Source organism: Acinetobacter sp. YH12102, assembly GCF_013419125.1.
GTDB classification, from domain to species: Bacteria; Pseudomonadota; Gammaproteobacteria; order Pseudomonadales; family Moraxellaceae; genus Acinetobacter; species Acinetobacter pseudolwoffii.
Genome location: NZ_VPAS01000007.1, coordinates 70,266 through 89,787 on the forward strand (window position 1 = coordinate 70,266; position 19,522 = coordinate 89,787).

A 19,522-nucleotide genomic window follows, 5' to 3' on the forward strand; every position below is an offset into this window, starting at 1 on the left:
TGAAAATGTTACACTCAAATCATAAACTTAAACACAAGAAGATCAGTCATAATGAGTTATAAAGCAGAAACCCTTGCGATTCATGCAGGTTATAGCCCTGAAGCCACCACCAAAGCAGTAGCAGTGCCAATTTACCAAACCACATCTTATGCCTTTGACAATACTCAACATGGGGCCGATTTGTTCGATTTAAAGGTACAGGGCAATATCTATACCCGGATCATGAACCCGACCACGGCGGTGTTAGAGCAACGTATCGCCGCACTTGAAGGCGGGATTGGTGCGCTTGCTTTAGCGTCTGGTATGGCTGCAATTACCTATGCGATTCAAACCATTGCTGAAGCTGGCGACAATATTGCTTCTGTATCTACACTTTACGGCGGCACCTATAATCTGTTCGCACACACTCTGCCGAAGCAAGGCATTGACGTGCGTTTCTTTGATTATGAAAAGCCCGAAAGCTTGCGTAGTTTAATTGATGACAAAACCAAACTGGTCTTTGTTGAATCTATTGGTAATCCGCTCGGTAATATTATTGATCTGGAAGAGATTGCAAAAATCGCGCATGAGTACGGTGTGCCCGTGATTGTTGACAATACGGTGGCAACGCCAGTGCTACAAAAATCTTTTGATTTTGGTGCCGACATTATCGTGCATTCATTGACCAAATATATCGGCGGTCATGGCAACTCGATTGGTGGCATCATTGTCGATAGCGGTAAATTCCCGTGGGGTAAATATCCTGAACGCTTTCCCGCGCTGAATACCCCCGATCCAAGTTATCATGGCGTAAACTATGTCGAAGTTCTCGGTGAAGCAGCTTATATCGCTCGAGCGCGTGTGGTGCCACTACGCAATACTGGGGCCGCGATCAGCCCGCAGAATGTGTTCCTGATCCTGCAAGGTTTGGAAACTTTAAGTCTGCGTATGGAGCGTCATACTGAAAATGCGCTTAAAATTGCGGAATATTTACAGCAGCATCCTAAAGTAAAATGGGTCAATTACGCTGGTCTGAAAGATCATCCACAACATGCCTTGGCACAAAAATATGTAAAAGGTAAACCATCTGCGATTCTGACCTTTGGCGTAGAGCATGGTCTTGAAGGCGGCACACGTTTTATTGATGCGCTGCAACTGTTTACCCGTCTGGTCAATATCGGTGATGCCAAAAGTCTCGCTTGTCATCCGGCGACCACCACACATCGCCAACTCAATGCCGAGGAGTTAAAATCAGCAGGTGTCAGTGAAGATATGGTGCGACTCTCGATTGGGATTGAACATATCGATGACTTGATCGCGGATCTGGAACAGGCACTAGCGACCGTTTAAAGGCGTGTTTCATCTGACTCAAAACTCCACCCTTTCTGGTGGAGTTTTTTTATTTATATTCTAAAACAGCCACTTGCTTTGCTTTTTATTTTCATGGTAAAAGTTAAATGAAATAGCGAACACAAATAGAGCAATTACTCTAATTTTTATTTTAATTTCAATAGTTTAATTTATAGATTTTCCTGAAGAATTGGTTATCATATCTGTACTCACCTTCGCTCTCATCTCCTGTTAGAGCGCCATACACCTTTAATAAAAATAATTTGAACGCTGACTTCAAATTAGGGATAACAAATGTGAAAACTAGACTACACAAACAACTGGAAAAATCTGTTGCAGGTAAAACCGTCCTGATCACCGGCGCATCCAGCGGTATTGGGTTAACGACGGCACATCAACTGGCCGATGCAGGTGCGCATGTTTTACTGGTGGCCCGTACTCAAGAAACCCTAGAACAAGTAAAAGCAGACATTGAAGCCAAAGGCGGCAAAGCCTCAATCTTTCCATGCGATTTAAACAATATGGAGGCGATTGATGAGGTCTCCAAACAGATCATTGCCTCAGTCGATCATATTGATATTCTGATCAATAATGCGGGTCGTTCGATTCGCCGCGCCGTGCATGAATCGGTCGACCGCTTCCATGATTTTGAACGAACCATGCAGCTGAACTATTTCGGCGCCGTGCGCCTGGTCATGAATATCCTGCCACAAATGATGATCCGTCGCGCGGGTCATATCATTAACATCAGTTCGATTGGCGTACTGGCCAATGCCACCCGTTTTTCGGCCTATGTCGCGTCAAAAGCCGCACTGGATGCCTTTAGTCGCTGTCTGTCTGCCGAAGTGCATTCGCATAAAATCGCCATCACCTCGATCTATATGCCTTTGGTACGCACTCCGATGATTGCACCAACCAAAATTTATAAATACGTCCCGACACTTTCTCCGGAACAGGCAGCTGACCTGATTGCCTATGCGATTGTGAAACGTCCGAAGAAAGTTGCGACCGGTTTGGGTCGTCTGGCCTCGATTACTTATTCGATTGCTCCGGATATCAACAATGTTCTGATGTCGATTGGTTATAACCTGTTCCCAAGTTCAAGTGCCTCTGTGGGTCAACCACAAAAATTAAATTTGGTGCAAAAAGCATATGCACGGCTGTTCCCGGGCGAACACTGGTAATTTTTACTGGGATAATTTCCTGAAAATACGAGCCGCCGACCGGGCGGCTTTTTTGATGTCTCAGTTTTAAATCTCTAGGTGAAAGCAAGCTCATCTGGATCACACACGACATAGCCTGTCTTTATCGACACAGATTTTTGCCGCAAATGCTGCGAGATCACGTACACTATCTGCGGATATTTCCTATCCGTATTTTTATATTTTGATTGAAATGATGGAAACCCTTATGAACAACGCGCAATGGCTCGATGAAGTAAAATTTAACGAACAAGGATTAGTCCCTGCCATTGCCCAGCATCATCAAACTGGTCGTGTCTTGATGGTGGCCTGGATGAACCGTGAAGCGCTAGCACTAACGGCTGAGAAAAACCAAGCCGTGTATTTCTCCCGTTCACGCAGCAAGTTATGGCATAAGGGCGAAGAATCAGGACATTTTCAAACCGTACATGAAATCCGTCTGGACTGTGATGCCGATGTAATTGTGCTGCAAATTGAACAGCATGGCGGCATCGCTTGTCATACTGGTCGTGAATCATGTTTCTATCGTAAACTCACGCCAAATGGCTGGGAAATTGTCGATGCACAGCTGAAACACCCGTCTGCAATTTATGGTGAAAAATCCACAAATCCGCATACGCTGGCGATGGAAGCGTCAAGCGCCCAGTCTGAACAGGTCGAAGTCTTGTCCTATCTGGGCCAGATGATGGCAGAACGCAAACAGGCCGATCCGGATTCCTCTTATGTGGCCAAGCTCTATCACAAAGGCCTGAACAAGATTTTAGAAAAAGTCGGTGAAGAAAGCTTTGAAACTGTGCTGGCTGCCAAAGATTTCAACGCTCAGGTCTCTGAAGACAATAAAAATGATCTGATCTATGAAGTTGCTGATCTGTGGTTCCATACCATTGTGATGCTGGGTTATTTCGATATCGAACCGCAACTGGTCTTGAATGAGCTGGCACGTCGTCAGGGCTTATCCGGTCTGGTTGAAAAAGCCAGCCGTCAGCATTAAATGATGAATATGCCTGTGTCTGATCTGCAAAAACCCAAGGCCACTTATGAGCAGGCCACTGCCATCGATAATGCCCGTCTGGGTAATTCCTTTAAAGTGATTGCCTATGCCGGCACAGGTAAAACCACCACACTACAAATGATCAGTGATGCCATGCCTGAACGGCGTGGCATGTATCTGGCTTTCAACAAAGCCATTGCCAGTGAAGCGCAAGCCAAATTTCATCGTGGCGTAGATTGCCGCACTTTTCACTCGCTGGCATTTCGCAGTGTTCCACGTGGAATCACCGACAAGCTGCGTCTGCCCCGTTTAAGCCCAAGCTTTATTGCCAAAGAATACCGTCTGGAACCGATGACCATGCGCCGTATGATGGGTGGGCGTTATGAAAAATATGTCTTGATGCCTTCGCGTCTGGCGAGTTTAGTCGCCAATGCGGTTGGCTATTTCTGTTCGACCAGTTCGCAATACCCTGCTCCGCGGCATATTCAGGCACCGAGCTGGTTACATCCAGATGATATTGAGATCCTGCAAAAGAAACTTTATCCGGCCGTAGAACGGCGCTGGCTAGAATCAATCGATCCCAATCATCAGGCCGGGATTGGCCATGATATTTACCTGAAACTCTGGGCGCTGTCTGAACCGAATATTCCGGCCGATTATGTGCTGTTTGATGAAGCGCAGGATGCCGACCCACTCATGCTCGGAATTTTGCTGAAACAGCGGAATACTCAGGTGATTTATGTCGGTGATGCGCATCAGCAGATTTATGCTTGGCGCGGTGCGGTGAATGCCATGCAGCAACTGCCTTTACCCGAATCACGCCTGACCACATCGTTTCGTTTTGGCCCTGAAATCGCGTTAAATGCCAATGCCATTTTAGGTGCACTGAATGAAACCGTGCCTTTGCTTGGCAATCCGTTGTTAGATTCTAAAGTCGTGAATAAACCGCATACCAAAATGCGTGATGCGATTCTGTGCCGGACCAATGCCCGGGCCATGGAACTGTTACTTGCCGGACTGGTGCGTGGTGATAAAGTCAGCCTGCAAGCCGATCATGTCAAACTGAATCGTTTTGTCGATGCGGCTGCCATGCTCAAACAAGGCAAACGGGTGATTGATGTGCCGGAACTGGCCTGGTTTAATTCCTGGCATGATGTGCATGAATACTGTGAAACCAATGAAGGCAGCGATATCAAACCGCTGGTTAAACTAGTCGATGAACATGGCACCGATCCATTGAAAAAAGCCTTGGCCAAAATCACCCCGATTGGACAGGCGGACTATATTATTTCCACTGCACATAAGGCCAAAGGTCTGGAGTGGGAACGGGTGCATATTGAAGATGACTATCAGTTTAAGCTGAATGAAAAAGATCATAAAATTAGTGATGAAGAGCTACGTTTACTTTACGTGGCCTGTACACGTGCTAAAGTAAGCTTAAATATTCATCACATTTATGACCTGATTCAACAACTGAAGATCAAGATGCCGCAGTCGCTTCGTCAAGCCGTCGGTTAAGGTATGGATGTAAAATCATGGTACAGGTGACCTATGCACATCGAAGCGCTTCAACTGAAACACACCCTGCATTTTCCAGAGATTCAGCTTCAGCTTGATCATTCACAATATCCGCTTACCTTAATTTTGGGCAATCAGGGTACTGGCAAAACCACTTTGTTACGCTGTGCTTATCAGGCGCTGACCTGGTTTGCAGCACGTTATCGCGATAGCCGGGCTGCCGGTCTGGTGATGCAAGATCAGGACATCATGCAACACCGGCTGCAATCCAAAATTGATATCCGGGTTGGCTTTCCCGAAGAGGTTTCAGCGCTTACAGAATCCAGCCAGACTGAAGCTACACAGCAACAGAGCTGTTCCTGGCAAGTCTATAAGACTTTAAATAGTCAAGGACTCGGCTTTAGCAAAGCCGAAACCGCGCAACTGGACAGCATGCTTGGCCTTTATCAGAAAGCCCGATTCAATGATCCTCTGCTCGGCTTGCCGCTGATTGCCTATTATCCTGCCGACCGCTTTGTCAATGACGTCAATCTGATCAGCAAAAACAATCCGGCTATTTTCCATACAGCGCATGCTTACGACATTAGCGCGATTCCGTTTACGACCTTTGCCCGTTTCTTTGAATGGTTGCGTGAAGTCAGTGATATTGAAAATGCGCAAAGCGCCAAGATCATGGATCAGATTTTAGCGCGTGCCTTGCAGCAGCCTGAAGATATTCGGGGAGATGAACTGGCGCGGCAGATCGAGAAAGCCCAGGCACAGCTGCATACCCCACATTTAACGGCCTTAAAAAATGCCCTGTCGCAGGTATTGCCTGACATCAGCCAGATTGAGTTAAAATACCAGCCCAAGCTGCAACTGATGCTGACCTATCAGGACAAGCGTTTTACTTTTCAGCAGCTTCCCAATAGCGTCCGCATCTGGATTGCACTGGTGGGCGATATCGTACGGCGTCTTTGTCTGCTCAATCCGAACAGTTTATTTCCATGTCAGGAAGGTACAGGGGTGTTGTTGATTGATGCCATTGATCATCAGCTGGATCAGGATCTGGCAGCAGAGATTCTGCCACGTCTGCATCAGGCATTTCCTAACTTGCAAATTATTGCCACCGGCAACCGACCTGAGTTACTGGAACATGCACAGGCCTTTCAGTGCTTAAGACTCGAAAATAAACAGTTGCATCCAATTCATCTTGAAAGCATGAAAATCCAGTTTGATCAGATCTATGCCGAAATGGGTCTACATACTGATCCAGACGCAATTCCTGCCGAAGAAGCGCTAATAGAAACCGTCACCGAACCGACTACACCGCTTGCTGTATTACAGCGGATTCAGCAACAGTTGAATCCTGAACAGCAGCAGGAATTGTTACGTTTACTTGCTCAGGATCAGCCGACGCTACCGCAATCGCTCTAAGCAACGTTGAAAAACAGTAATGATCGTTTCGATGAATATCGAGATTTATCCAGACCATTTTAGTGCTGTCTTTTTGCAATTGTAAAACTGTATTTAGTCATATTTACAATCAATGCTTGCAATTTAATCTTAATTTTCGGTCACTTCTGGATGATCTGTTTAAGCATCCACCCCACGCCAAAAGCCTGCTCGCGTATAATTTATAAGTTCGACATAAAAACGTTGATGTTGTTGTTATCCTGTAATATGATCGGTTTTATTTGCGAATTTCATTGTAAAATCGGAATTTGCTATCGTTTATAAGTTGCGCAATACAACTGTTTTTATATTCTTTTTGAATATTCTTTTGGCTTTCAAGATTGAGAAGTTTGGGTTGCTCCTTGTAATCCTGTAGTCCTTGAAAGATGAAGATTCACCCTAGGTTGGTCACAACCTAAATCACGACAATGGATACGAGTGTGCTGCCGATTATTATATTGTTACCGTTAGTATTAGGCACAACCCTTGTCTCGTGGCTGAAGCAATTTTCGCGCGGGGTAACGGCTTTAGGGGCAATTGGTGTCAGCCTCAGCAGTTTCTTATTATTATTAAGTCAGGCGCCTGCCATCTTTGATGGTGCCGTGATCATTCAGACCTGGTCCTGGCTGCCCCAGCTCGGGATCGATTTCAGTTTCCGTCTGGATTCTCTGGCCCTGCTGTTTGCCTTGCTGATCAGTGGCATAGGCACCCTGATCTATATTTATGCCTATTATTATCTCAATCCTAAAAATTCGCTGAGCAAACTTTATTTCTTGCTGATGCTGTTTATGGCAGCCATGCTCGGAATTTCATTGTCGAATAACTTGCTGATCCTGCTGGTTTTCTGGGAACTTACCAGTATTTCATCATTTTTACTGGTGGGCTATTGGAGCAATTACGAAGCCGCACAGCGCGGCTCACGTATGGCCTTGACCATTACCGGCATGGGTGGCTTGGCCATGCTTGGTGGCTTCATCCTGCTGGGTCAAATTACCGGCACTTATCAGATTGATCAAATCCTGACGATGACTGAACAGATCCAGTCACATGCGCTATTTGTTCCCACTTTGTTGCTGATTTTACTCGGTGCCTTTACCAAGAGTGCGCAGTTCCCCTTCCATTTCTGGTTACCCAATGCCATGGCAGCACCGACACCGGTCTCTGCCTATTTACACTCGGCCACCATGGTCAAAGCCGGCCTGTTTCTGGTCGCACGTTTACTCCCGATTTTTGCGGGCGCGGCACTGTTTCATAATATTGTGACCTTTGTCGGTCTGTTTACCCTGTGCATGGCCGCCTTTTTTGCCATTTTTAAGGAAGATCTGAAAGGCTTGTTGGCCTATTCAACCATCAGTCATTTGGGTCTGATCATGTGTCTGCTCGGGATTGGTTCTCCACTGGCAGTCGCAGCGGCAATTTTCCATATTATTAACCATGCCACCTTTAAAGCGGCCCTGTTTATGATTGCCGGTATTATCGATCATGAATCTGGCACCCGTGATTTACGTAAGCTTTCAGGTCTATGGCAACTGCTGCCCTTTACTGCAACGCTGACCATGATCACTGCGGCCTCTATGGCCGGTGTTCCATTGACCAATGGTTTCCTCTCCAAAGAGATGTTCTTTACTGAGCTGGTGGCCAATTTAAGCGGGCCAGTGCTGGTCGGTTCAGCCATTGTGGCAACATTGGCCGGAATTTTTGCAGTCACTTATTCGATTCGTCTGGTGCATGGGGTATTTTTCGACGGCCCACTGGGCAAGCAAGTCCCGAATAAAAATGCGCATGAGCCACCATTTGGCATGCGCGCACCCGCCACTTTACTGGCATTTCTATGTATTTTAGTGGGTCTATTGCCAGCACTTTTAGTCGAAAAAATCGTGAATAGTACCACGCAGGCAACGACTCAAAATTTTGCTTTTGAAGGTACGCATCTGGCCCTCTGGCATGGGTTTAATCTGCCATTATTAATGAGTGTGATTGCTTTGGCCGGTGGTGCAGTATTTTACTTTTCTCTGGCTAAAGGTGGTGCCTTACGTGAAATTGATCTGGATCCAAAACTGGGCCGCTTACAGGGTCGGATCCTGTTTGACCTGTTCCTGAAAAATCTGCTGTTAAATTCACGTCGTTTCCGCCGTGCCACTGAAACTGGCAAATTACAAAGCTATTTATTATGGATTGTGATCTTTACCATCGGTCTGGTTGGTTTCCCATTGCTATCCAATGGTATCGGTAGCGGTACGCGTGAGCTGACCCATGCCCCTGCCCTGGCCATTGTCTTGTGGATGTTGCTATTTTCTGCCTGCTGGATGCTGCTATGGTTCCATCATGAACGGATTAAAGCGGTACTGATCAGTGGTGCAGTGGGTCTGGTGGTAACCATGGTCTTTATTGGCTTCTCGGCACCTGACCTGGCATTGACCCAAATTACGGTCGATGTAGTAACCACCGTCTTGTTATTAATGAGTTTATCTCTGCTACCGCAGCTAACCCCTTATGAATCCAGTCCAACCCGGCGCTGGCGCGATGCGATCATTGCGCTGGGCGGCGGTCTCGGTATTGCCACCATCGCCTGGCTGATCATGACCCGCGATCATAATTCTATTTCATGGTTCTTCCTGCAGCAGTCAATTCCACTCGGCGGCGGAACCAATGTGGTCAATGTGATTCTGGTCGACTTCCGTGGTTTCGATACCTTCGGCGAAATTACTGTACTCGGGATTGCCGCGATTGGTGTGCTTAGCCTGATGGATGGCATGCGTGCGCATGGCACCACCATGACTCAAGGTTTGACCTATCGATTTAATCCCTCCCCCTTGATGTTACGTATCACGGCATCATGGATTTTACCTGTAGCTCTGGTAGTCAGCCTGTATATCTTTATGCGTGGCCATAACCTGCCGGGCGGTGGATTCATTGCAGGATTAGTCACCTCACTGGCCTTAATTATTCAATATATTGCAGTGGGACAGGATAAAACTGAACAGTTGCTGGGTGCCAAATCTGGTCGTTTGTATGAAATCTGGATTGGCGTGGGTTTAACCATTGCCGGTTTGACCGGGGTTGCAGCCTGGTTCTGGTCACGCCCATTCCTGACCAGTGCGCATATTTATGTCTCGCCACCCGTGATTGGAGAAATGCATCTGGCTTCGGCGGCGCTGTTTGATGTCGGTGTCTATGTCACTGTAGTCGGTGCGACCATGCTGATGATTTCTGTGCTGGGCGATTCACGTCACTCCAGTATGACTGGCCCAGTACCAAGAGGATAATAGAATGATGAGTTTAGAATTTTTATTAGCCTCCGCCATTGGTCTACTCGCCGCCACCGGAATCTATCTGATTCTGCGTGCGCGTACTTTTCCGGTGGTGCTGGGCTTGGCCATGATTGGTTATGCGGTCAACCTGTTTTTATTTGCCATGGGGCGGATCCAGATGAATTCGCCTGCCGTATTGACCGAGGCCTCCAGAGTCACCGATCCCCTTCCGCAGGCACTGGTGCTGACCGCCATCGTGATTGGCTTTGCCACCACTGCCTTTATTGTTCAGCTGGCACTGCGTAGCCGTTATGAATCAGGAACAGACCACGTTGATTCAAAAGAAGAAACACCTCAGATTGACCCACGTGAGGATGAGCCTTAATGACTGATCTTCTTCACTTCTGGTCTCAACATACGCCAATTTTCAGTATTCTTTTACCGGCCATTACCGCTTTTAGTCTGGTACTTTTAGGTAATCCGGGTTCTGGCTCCCTGACCACAGACTGGCGTCAGCCTTGGCGTCGTGGTATCAGCCATATCTCGGGTATCTTGGGTCTGATCATTGCGGTCAGTTATTTAATTGACAGCAGTCAGGGTCAAGTCAGTGTATATACACTGGGCGAATGGGCGGCACCTTTTGGGATCGTGCTGGTGCTGGACCAACTCTCTGCCATGATGCTGGTGTTGACCTATGCCCTGGCAGTACCGGTGGTCTGGTATGCCAGTAAAGAATGGGATACCCGTGGCCGTTATTTCCATACCATGGTGCATTTCCTGCTGATGGGCCTGACCGGCGCCTTCCTGACCGGTGACTTATTCAACCTGTTCGTATTCTTTGAAATCTTGTTGATGGCATCCTATGTGCTGCTATTACATGGACAGGGCAAGGCGCGTTTCCAGCTGGGAATTCATTACGTCACCATTAACCTGCTGGCTTCTGCGCTGTTCCTGATTGGACTCGGTATGATTTATGGCAGTGTCGGCAGTCTGAACATGGCCGATGTGGCGCGCTTAATGCCTACCTTGGCAGCAGATCAGCATAAACTGGCCGTTGCCGGTGGACTCATGCTATTCGTGGTCTTCGGGATTAAGGCGGCAATGCTGCCGGTGGGCTTCTGGTTACCCAAAGCCTATGCCGTAGCCACCACCCCTGTTGCCGCACTCTTTACCATCATGACCAAAGTCGGGATCTATGCGATTTTGCGAATCAATGGAACTGTTTTTGATGATGAGTATAGCCATCAGATTCTAATGAACTGTCTACTGGTGATCGGTCTGATTACTTCAGTTTATGGTGTCATTTGTGCGATTGGTACAGAACGCCTGCGCCGTTTTGTCGGCTTTATGGTGCTGTCTTCAGTCGGTACGATTCTGGTGGCCATTGGCATGAATACGACGGCAGCCTGGGCCGGCGCCCTATACTATATGGTACACAGTACCCTGATTGCTGCGGCATTTTATATCCTGTCTGGCTGGATTACCTCACAGCGCGGTGAGTTCAAAGATCATTTTAAAATCGCACCGCTGATGAAACAGAACAAGCTGGTTTCGATTATCTATTTCATCATTGCCTTGATGATGGCCGGTCTGCCACCGTTCAGCGGCTTCTTTGGCAAAGTCTTTATTTTGCAGGCTTCTGCCAATTCAGAGCATCAGATGATCATTATCCTGACCATTCTGCTGGTGAGTTTCCTCAGTATTCTGGCTTTTACTCGAGTCGGCTTTATGCTGTTCTGGCGCTCGACCAAACCTGAAGATGATTTGAATTCTGACGATTTCCACAAATATGAAGCTTTACCCAGTAAGGCACCTGCACGTAATGATCACACGATCTATTTGCTACTTGCCGGCTTAACAGCTTATGTTGTATTTGCTGGACCGATCTATCAATATAACTATCAGACGGCAGAACAGATTAAAAACAATCCGGTCTATGAAGCTGCCCTGTTAAAACGTGATGCAGAAGGTCAATTTATTAGTGTGCAACCCTTTGATCCAAGTTATTTGCCAGAAACCAAATATGGTGGCGAGGTGGTGGATCCAAATGCACATCTGATTCCTTATATGATTTCAGAAGCCACTTTAGAAGGTGAAAATATTTCTGAATTCAAACAACGTCAGATTGACCAGCAGCATATTGAACAAACCCAACATGATGATAATCAACTTAAACCGGCGGAGGGACCTTAATGGCTGAATCATTCCTGCAACGTTGGTTCCCGCACCCGTTGGTTTCTGTAATCGTGGGACTCAGCTGGACTTTACTGTCACATAGCACAGAAGCCGGAACCTTGCTGGTGGCCCTGCTTCTGGCGATTGTCATTCCCAAAATGGTCGCGCCGTTTATTGACTATACCCCGAATATCCAGTGGCGGCCTGCGCTGCGTCTGTTCTTTGTCGTGGTCTGGGACATTGTGGTGGCCAATCTTAAAGTTGCAAAACTGGTCTTGGGTCCGACCAAAAACCTACATCCCAAATGGTTCCGTGTGCCTCTGGAAACCGAGCATGAAGAAGTCAACACCTTACTGGCCATGATTATTACCACCACACCGGGCACAGTCACTGCCGGTATTGATCAGGATCGTGGTGATATTCTGGTGCATGCTTTAAGCACGGATGATGAAGCAGCTGAAATCGAGCTGATCAAACAACGTTATGAACAGCCCTTGCTTAAAATTTTCAGCGTACAGACAGGAGAAAAAATATGACGATTCTGCCTTATGCATTAATGATTTGCCTGGGTGCAGTCACTGTCTCGATGTTACTCTGCCTGATCCGACTCATTACCGGCCCTTCTATCGTTGATCGCCTCCTGGCACTCGATACCCTGTTCCTGAATGCCACCTGTCTGATTGTCATTTTGGGAATTTACTGGAGCAGCACTTTTCTGTTTGAAGAGGCCTTACTGGTGGCGATGCTCGGCTTTGTCTCTACAGCAGCTTTGGCGCGTTATTTCACCACTGGCCATGTCATCGACTAGGAGTTTTTAAATGCCGTTAATTTTAGAAATACTAGTTTCGATTTTTTTATTGATTGGTGCTTTCTTCATGCTGGTCGGTGGGATTGGGATGGTGCGCCTGCCCGACCTGTTTATGCGGCTGCATGCACCGACCAAATCCAGTACCTTAGGCCTTGGTAGTTTTTTAATTGCAGCAATTATTTTCTCGGCCATGTACGGCCGTTTCGGTTTTGCTGAAGTGCTGATTACCCTGTTTGCCTTTATCACTGCGCCAGTATCGGCCAATCTGATGGCGCAGGCAGCATTGCATTTACGTTTACGCTCGCTAAGTGGCGAGGTTCCAGAAACACTGGAGCGCCCTCTGCCTTGGCAACGTTCGCGTCGCCGTGCTTTTTATGAGAAAAAAATGAATCATAAAAATGATGATCTCACTTGATTTGGACTATTTTTAGATAGGTCGATTCACTTCTAATGTTTAAAGTTTCAATAAAGCCAGCTATAAAAAAGCCACCCGAAGGTGGCTTTTTTATTGTCCTAAGACTTATTCATCATCTTTTTTTGCTTCAGCTTCAGGTAAGTCCTTCACAGCTTCAGCAATCAGACCAAACATATAGTTACCATAGGCATTGGTCTTGTCGTAATGGAAACGTAGACGAGGTGTAATACGGGTTTTGATACGACGGCTCAGTTCGTGACGCAGGAAACCAGAGGCTTTGTTTAATACCTCTAAAGTTTCTTTATTCGCCGCTTCACTTTGTTCATCGCCCAGCTCACGTCCCATAACAGTGACATAAACTTCCGCATATCCCAAGTCCGGGCTCACCTTCACAGCAGAGATGGTCACCAGACCACCTAAGCGTGGATCTTTCAGCTCCTGACGGATCAGTTCTGACAACTCGCGTTGTACTGTATCCGCCATACGCTTCAGACGTTGACTACCCGCCATTAAAGACTCCGTTTAATCAGTTGAACATCGTACACTTCGATCTTATCCAGTGCTTTGATGTCTTTATAACCTTTCACCGCAAGACCACATTCCATACCGGCACGAACTTCTTCAACCACTTCTTTGTAGCGACGAAGAGATTCAAGCTCGCCCTGGAATACCACCACGTCATCACGGAGTACGCGAATCGGTTTGTTACGATGCAATACGCCTTCAAGAACCATACAGCCCGCAGCCGCACCGAATTTACTTGAGTGGAATACTTCACGTACTTGTGCAACACCCAGAATCGTTTCACGATGTTCAGGTGCCAGCTTACCGCTCATTGCTGCTTTCACATCATCAATCAATTGATAGATAATTGAGTAGTAACGAATGTCGATGCTGTCTGCATCGGCTTTTTGACGCGCAGTGTTGTCCGCACGAACGTTAAAGCCAAGTAGAACTGCTTCTGAAGATTCAGCCAGTGTTACGTCAGACTCGGTGATTGCACCAACGCCCGAACCAATAATACGTACTTTCACTTCATCCGTTGCAAGTTCAGCAAGTGCAACATGCAAGGCTTCCAGTGTACCGCGTACGTCAGTTTTCAGCACCACGTTCACGATAGGCACATCTTTCTTGCCCATAGACGCCATGATGTTTTCAAGACGCATTGCAGATTGACGCTCAAGACGTTTTTGACGTTCACGATCCATACGTGCATCGGCAACTTCACGTGCTTTTTTCTCATCGCTGACAACAAGAACTTCGTCACCTGCCATTGGCGCTTCTGGAAGACCCAAAATTTCCACTGGAATCGAAGGACCTGCAGATTTGATACGCTGACCATTTTCATCGGTCATTGCACGAACGCGACCATAAGATGAACCAGCAAGAACCAGATCACCCACTTTCAAGGTACCGTTTTGAACCAGAATAGACGTGACCGCACCACGGCTGTTGTCTACACGTGCTTCAATCACCACACCTTGTGCAGCACCTTCTTCCGATGCTTTCAGTTCAAGCAATTCAGCCTGGATCGAAATCAGGTCTAGAAGTTCATCGATACCTTGACCAGAATGCGCCGAAACCATGGCAACCGGTACATCACCGCCCCATTGTTCAGGTACGATCTGTTTGGTGGTCAATTCGTTCAATACCCGATCTGGATCTGCAGATTCTTTATCCATCTTGTTGATTGCAACAATGATTGGTGTACCTGCAGCACGTGCATGGTCGATTGCTTCCGCAGTTTGTGGCATAACACCATCATCTGCTGCAACAACCAGTACCACGATATCCGTTGCTTTGGCACCACGTGAACGCATTGCAGTAAACGCTGCGTGTCCCGGAGTATCAAGGAAGGTAATAATACCTTTGTCGGTTGTAACGTGGTAAGCACCGATATGCTGGGTAATACCGCCTGCTTCGCCTTGCGCCACTTTGGCACGGCGGATACGGTCAAGAAGCGATGTTTTACCATGGTCAACATGACCCATGATCGTAACCACTGGTGCGCGCGTTGTTTGTGCACCACGTGCTTCTTCAGCCGCTTCAAGCAGGTTATCTTCAGCTTGCGTATCAGAAACCAATACCGGGTTATGACCCATTTCTTCTACGATTAACGCTGCAATTTCCTGATCAATGGCTTGGTTCTGAGTAACCAGCTCACCCATTTTCATGAGAGATTTAATAACTTCACGAACCTTGATCGCCATTTTCGCAGCCAGGTCAGCCACAACAATGGTTTCACCAATTTCAACATCGTAAACCTGTTTCTTCACAGGTTTTTCGAAGCCGTGCTTATTGCCCTGGCTAGTTTTCAAACCGCGTTTAGGCTGTTTGCTGAAGCTCTGTTCTTCCTGACCACGACGTCCACCTTTTTTCGGTGCACGTGCAGCTGGGGTATTGGTACCACGTTTGATCTCGCGGTCTTCTTTGGCAAATGAGTCTTCATATGCCTGACCTACCAGACCGGCAGCAAGCGGAGAATCATCTACGACACGAATCGTTGCTGTTGTATCTTCAGCGGTGTACTTAGACGCCATCTGACGCATTTGTTCAAGCGTACGTTGCTGCGCTTCTTCAGCCGCTTTACGACGTGCTGCTTCTTCAGTCGCTTTTAATTGCGCTGCCTGAGCTTCACGTGCTTTTTTCTGTTCAGCCGTTTCAGTTTGTTTAACAACCTGTTTTACAATCGGCTTGTTGGTCGATTTGCGTTTTACCACGACTGCCGCTTTAGAAACTTCTTGCTTGTCGCTGGTTTGTTTTGCAGCAGCACGCATCGCTTCTAGAGCTTTACTCGCGTTATTTACGCCAGTTTTCGGAGCTTCAGCAGAAGAAGCAGCTTGTGCTGTATTCTGCTCAGGCGCAGCTTTGGCCTGTTGTTCAGCCTTGGCTTTCGCCAATGCTTCTGCTTTGATCTGTTCTGGATCAGGCTTAACAAATGTATGCTTCTTGCGAACTTCTACATTAATCGTTTTCGCCTTACCTGAAGTACTCGCAACTTTTGCAGTACTGGTTGTTTTACGTTTCAACGTGATTTGCCCTGCTTGGCTTTCTGAACCTTGTGATTTCTTCACATGGCTCATCAAGCTATCTTGTTGTTCGGTGGTAATAATATCGTCAGCTTTACGCTGTGGTAAACCTGCCTCACGAACCTGCTCTAGGAGCTTCTCAACTGGACGACCCACGCTGAGGGCTAACTCTTTAATCGACTTGTCCGTCATATACTACCTCCTAGTTAAACCATGATTCGCGCGCTTTCATAATGAGTTGACCGGCTTTCTCAGCACCCAAACCTTCAATATCTTCGATATCGTCGGTCGCCTGATCTGCCAAATCGTCAACTGTTACCACACCACGAGCTGCTAGAGCTTGCGCGATCTCTGCTGTCATGCCTTCCATTGCAACAAGTTCTTCACTTGGCGCTTGTATATTCTCTTGCTGTTGTAATGCATCAGCAAGTGCAATTTCTTTCGCACGGCTTTGCAATAATTCAACCAGTTCAGCATCAAGTTCGATTTCATCAAACGTTTCTGCAGGGACATAAGCAATTTCTTCAAGCGAGGTGAAGCCCATTTCTACCAGTGCCATCGCCAAATCTTCCGCGATATCCAGACGTGTTACAAACATGTCCAGATACTGTTGCGCTTCGTTTTGTTGACGGGCGTAGTATTCCTCTTCCAGCATCATGTCCAGCTTGTAGCCAGTCAATTCTGATGCCAGACGAACGTTCTGACCTTGTGAACCAATCGCACGAGCCAATTGATCACTCGTTGCAAAGATGATGTCTGCAGTACGGGCATCTTCATCGATGACAATACTCGATACATCTGCTGGTTCCAGTGCGCTGGCGATGTACTGGGCAGGGTCGTCAGACCATACCACGACATCGATACGCTCACCGTTCAATTCTTGTTGAACAGCCTGGATACGTGTACCACGCATACCAATACATGCACCAACCGGATCAATACGGTGATCATTTGTTTTTACTGCAATTTTAGCACGCACGCCTGGTTGACGAGCTGCTGCTTTAATTTCAATAATTTCTTCAGAAATCTCAGGGATCTCTTTCTTCATCAATGCGATCAGCATATCCGGCTTGGCACGTGACAACTGGAGTTGCGCACCACGACCTTCACGGTTCACATTGAACAGAATCGCATTCATACGTTGCTTCGGACGAAGAATTTCTTTCGGAATCATTTCTTCACGTGCAAGGTATGCTTCAGCATTATCACCCAAGTCAATGATAAAGCCATCTTTGGTTTGTTTCTTCACTTCACCATAGATCAGCTCGCCGACTTTGGATTCGTAAGCATCGGCCACAAGTGCGCGTTCTGCTTCACGGATCTTCTGTACAATCACTTGCTTGGCAATTTGTGCTGCAATACGACCGAAATCAATCGATTCTACTTCGAGTTCACGAATATCACCAATTGACCATTGTGCAGGATCAAGATCAGAAATCGCATCCTGACACGCTGGCATTTCATGATCTTCGTCAGCGACTACTTCCCACTGACGAAAAGTACGGTAGTCACCTGTTTTGCGATCAATTTCCACACGTAAACGTGCTTCTTCAGAGCGAGTTCCTTCGTAGAATTTTTTCTTGGTCGCCGCAACTAAAGCTTGCTCAAGCGCTTCGAAAATTGCTTCACGAGGTACACCCTTTTCGTTACTAACCGTTTCAACGACGGTCAGAATTTCACGTGCCATACGTCACCTATTCGTTAAATTTTTATTTATTCAATTAATCTTGGAAGACCAAATTTGCTTTATCGATATTGTGACTGTCGATCTCCAATACCTGTTGCTTTTCTACTTCAACTTGAATCATTTCATTGTCTAGGTCGACTGCAACCAGTTTGGCCTGGAATTTACGACGGTTATCTACTGCACTAATCAGACGTAATGCTACGCTATGACCAATATAGCCTGACATCTGTTCGAGCTGGAAGAATGGACGATCCCAGCCTGGAGAAGACACTTCAAGTGAATATTCACCCGAGATCGGATCATGAACATCCAGCATGGCGCCGACTTGCTGCGTTACACGCACACAATCCTGAACACCAATACCACGCCCCTGTTCCTCTTCACCGTCTTCATTAACGGCCGGTTCAGCGCTTGCATCGACCGGTTTGTCGATGTAGATACGTAATAACGAACGTTTACCCTGTGGCAGGAACTCAATCCCCCAAAGGTTTACATTACAGGCTTCAACTGCCGGTGCAATCAAGTCCTGAAGTGCTTGAGTTTTATTTGATAGCTTCATTTACTCTCGTCATCTGGTGCGATTTTATGATCTATTTGACCACTACAAACCAATACAAACTATAGTAGTAGTGAAACATGGAGACGTGACCAAATAATGTCGACACTACACGATAGCCAATAAAAAAGGGCGTAAATCGCCCCAATTAAGCACAATAGCGATTTTTTTTCAAATCCCACTGTGCAAAAAGGCCCACCTTGTTGTGAGCCTCTTTTTAGAAACTTGGTAGCGGGAGCTGGATTTGAACCAACGACCTTCGGGTTATGAGCCCGACGAGCTACCAGACTGCTCCATCCCGCATCAACGTGCAAAAATTATATACAAAAGATGAGAGCTTTTCAATCAAAACTGCATCATTCTGCATATTTGTCATCTGTGACTGAAAAAATGGTAGTGGGTGCTGGATGTAAACCAACAACCTTCGCCAGTTTATAGAGAGTTGAGCCCGACAAGCAATCAACTAAATCCATAAATAACGTTTACCAAACCATTTAAATGGTAGCGGGAGCTGGATTTGAACCAACGACCTTCGCTAGATTATAGAGAGTTGAGCCCGACAAGCAATCAACTAAATCTATAAATAACGTTTACCAAACTATTTAAATGGTAGCGGGAGCTGGATTTGAACCAACGACCTTCGGGTTATGAGCCCGACGAGCTACCAGACTGCTCCATCCCGCATCAGCGTACAAATAACATTCAGCTTAAAAAAACTTAAACTGCTTTTAAAGTTTGCATCTTTAAAAGATTGGTAGCGGGAGCTGGATTTGAACCAACGACCTTCGGGTTATGAGCCCGACGAGCTACCAGACTGCTCCATCCCGCAACAACATGCAAATTATATTTCTCAGCTTAATAACTTATTAAACTGCCTCTTAAAAGTTTGCGTCTTTAAAAAGGATTGATTGGTAGCGGGAGCTGGATTTGAACCAACGACCTTCGGGTTATGAGCCCGACGAGCTACCAGACTGCTCCATCCCGCATCAACAGAAGTTTTTTCAGCTGCATACACCAACTTAAATTTCTGGATTATAAGTTGGTGCGGAAGGGGGGACTTGAACCCCCACGCCCGAAAGCACTACCACCTCAAGGTAGCGTGTCTACCAATTCCACCACCACCGCAG

15 protein-coding genes and 5 tRNA genes are annotated in these 19,522 nt (G+C 46.8%); 11 read left to right on the forward strand and 9 right to left on the reverse strand.

The genetic code is table 11. From position 1 onward, the window contains the following. Positions 1 to 51 precede the first annotated feature (51 nt). From FTU42_RS08445 to FTU42_RS08495, 11 genes are all read left to right on the forward strand, one after another. On the forward strand, positions 52 to 1,329 hold the full coding sequence (locus FTU42_RS08445) for an O-acetylhomoserine aminocarboxypropyltransferase/cysteine synthase family protein (protein ID WP_074383639.1): 1,278 nt from the start codon (positions 52 to 54) through the stop codon (positions 1,327 to 1,329). 296 nt (positions 1,330 to 1,625) lie between these two features. After that, entirely contained in the window at positions 1,626 to 2,513 is an 888-nt protein-coding gene (locus FTU42_RS08450; protein WP_044108999.1) for an SDR family NAD(P)-dependent oxidoreductase, read from the forward strand. 226 nt (positions 2,514 to 2,739) lie between these two features. After that, positions 2,740 to 3,522, forward strand: a complete 783-nt coding sequence (gene hisIE / locus FTU42_RS08455; protein ID WP_159138540.1) for a bifunctional phosphoribosyl-AMP cyclohydrolase/phosphoribosyl-ATP diphosphatase HisIE — start codon at positions 2,740 to 2,742, stop codon at positions 3,520 to 3,522. Between the two features lie 15 nt (positions 3,523 to 3,537). After that, entirely contained in the window at positions 3,538 to 5,040 is a 1,503-nt protein-coding gene (locus FTU42_RS08460) for a UvrD-helicase domain-containing protein (RefSeq protein WP_100357801.1), read from the forward strand. Positions 5,041 to 5,073: 33 nt separating this feature from the next. After that, complete coding sequence (locus FTU42_RS08465) at positions 5,074 to 6,456, forward strand: AAA family ATPase (RefSeq protein WP_180083257.1); 1,383 nt, start codon at positions 5,074 to 5,076, stop codon at positions 6,454 to 6,456. Between the two features lie 446 nt (positions 6,457 to 6,902). Beyond that, positions 6,903 to 9,740: a monovalent cation/H+ antiporter subunit A gene (locus FTU42_RS08470; protein WP_074383643.1), complete on the forward strand. Its 2,838-nt coding sequence runs from the start codon at positions 6,903 to 6,905 to the stop codon at positions 9,738 to 9,740. A 4-nt stretch (positions 9,741 to 9,744) separates the two neighbouring features. Next, complete coding sequence (locus tag FTU42_RS08475) at positions 9,745 to 10,110, forward strand: Na+/H+ antiporter subunit C (protein ID WP_005168933.1); 366 nt, start codon at positions 9,745 to 9,747, stop codon at positions 10,108 to 10,110. Continuing rightward, positions 10,110 to 11,918, forward strand: coding sequence for a monovalent cation/H+ antiporter subunit D (locus tag FTU42_RS08480; protein WP_180083258.1), 1,809 nt, complete (start codon positions 10,110 to 10,112; stop codon positions 11,916 to 11,918). Before FTU42_RS08475 ends, FTU42_RS08480 begins: the two co-directional genes overlap by 1 nt. Beyond that, on the forward strand, positions 11,918 to 12,436 hold the full coding sequence (locus FTU42_RS08485; protein WP_179999316.1) for a Na+/H+ antiporter subunit E: 519 nt from the start codon (positions 11,918 to 11,920) through the stop codon (positions 12,434 to 12,436). The genes FTU42_RS08480 and FTU42_RS08485 overlap by 1 nt, the downstream gene beginning before the upstream one ends. Then, entirely contained in the window at positions 12,433 to 12,708 is a 276-nt protein-coding gene (locus FTU42_RS08490) for a monovalent cation/H+ antiporter subunit F (protein ID WP_005094376.1), read from the forward strand. Before FTU42_RS08485 ends, FTU42_RS08490 begins: the two co-directional genes overlap by 4 nt. 10 nt (positions 12,709 to 12,718) lie before the next feature. Next, positions 12,719 to 13,123, forward strand: a complete 405-nt coding sequence (locus FTU42_RS08495; protein ID WP_005094378.1) for a Na+/H+ antiporter subunit G — start codon at positions 12,719 to 12,721, stop codon at positions 13,121 to 13,123. Between the two features lie 105 nt (positions 13,124 to 13,228). Here FTU42_RS08495 and FTU42_RS08500 read toward each other — a convergent pair whose 3' ends face one another. From FTU42_RS08500 to FTU42_RS08540, 9 genes are all read right to left on the reverse strand, one after another. Beyond that, entirely contained in the window at positions 13,229 to 13,633 is a 405-nt protein-coding gene (locus FTU42_RS08500) for a ribosome-binding factor A (RefSeq protein WP_005094380.1), read from the reverse strand. Beyond that, the gene (infB, locus tag FTU42_RS08505) at positions 13,633 to 16,344 is read right to left on the reverse strand and encodes a translation initiation factor IF-2 (protein WP_005094383.1); all 2,712 of its coding nucleotides are present in this window, start codon (positions 16,342 to 16,344) and stop codon (positions 13,633 to 13,635) included. Before infB ends, FTU42_RS08500 begins: the two co-directional genes overlap by 1 nt. Positions 16,345 to 16,354: 10 nt before the next feature. Continuing rightward, on the reverse strand, positions 16,355 to 17,839 hold the full coding sequence (gene nusA / locus FTU42_RS08510) for a transcription termination factor NusA (protein WP_005094384.1): 1,485 nt from the start codon (positions 17,837 to 17,839) through the stop codon (positions 16,355 to 16,357). A gap of 34 nt (positions 17,840 to 17,873) precedes the next feature. After that, positions 17,874 to 18,398 (reverse strand): ribosome maturation factor RimP, encoded by a 525-nt coding sequence (gene rimP, locus FTU42_RS08515; protein ID WP_005094386.1) that lies wholly within the window; start codon positions 18,396 to 18,398, stop codon positions 17,874 to 17,876. A gap of 223 nt (positions 18,399 to 18,621) precedes the next feature. Further along, a tRNA-Met gene (locus tag FTU42_RS08520) sits at positions 18,622 to 18,698 on the reverse strand. A 304-nt stretch (positions 18,699 to 19,002) separates the two neighbouring features. Continuing rightward, positions 19,003 to 19,079, reverse strand: a tRNA-Met gene (locus FTU42_RS08525). 68 nt (positions 19,080 to 19,147) lie between these two features. Next, positions 19,148 to 19,224 (reverse strand) — tRNA-Met (locus tag FTU42_RS08530). 80 nt (positions 19,225 to 19,304) lie between these two features. Continuing rightward, positions 19,305 to 19,381, reverse strand: a tRNA-Met gene (locus tag FTU42_RS08535). A gap of 54 nt (positions 19,382 to 19,435) precedes the next feature. Beyond that, a tRNA-Leu gene (locus FTU42_RS08540) sits at positions 19,436 to 19,520 on the reverse strand. Positions 19,521 to 19,522 lie beyond the last annotated feature (2 nt).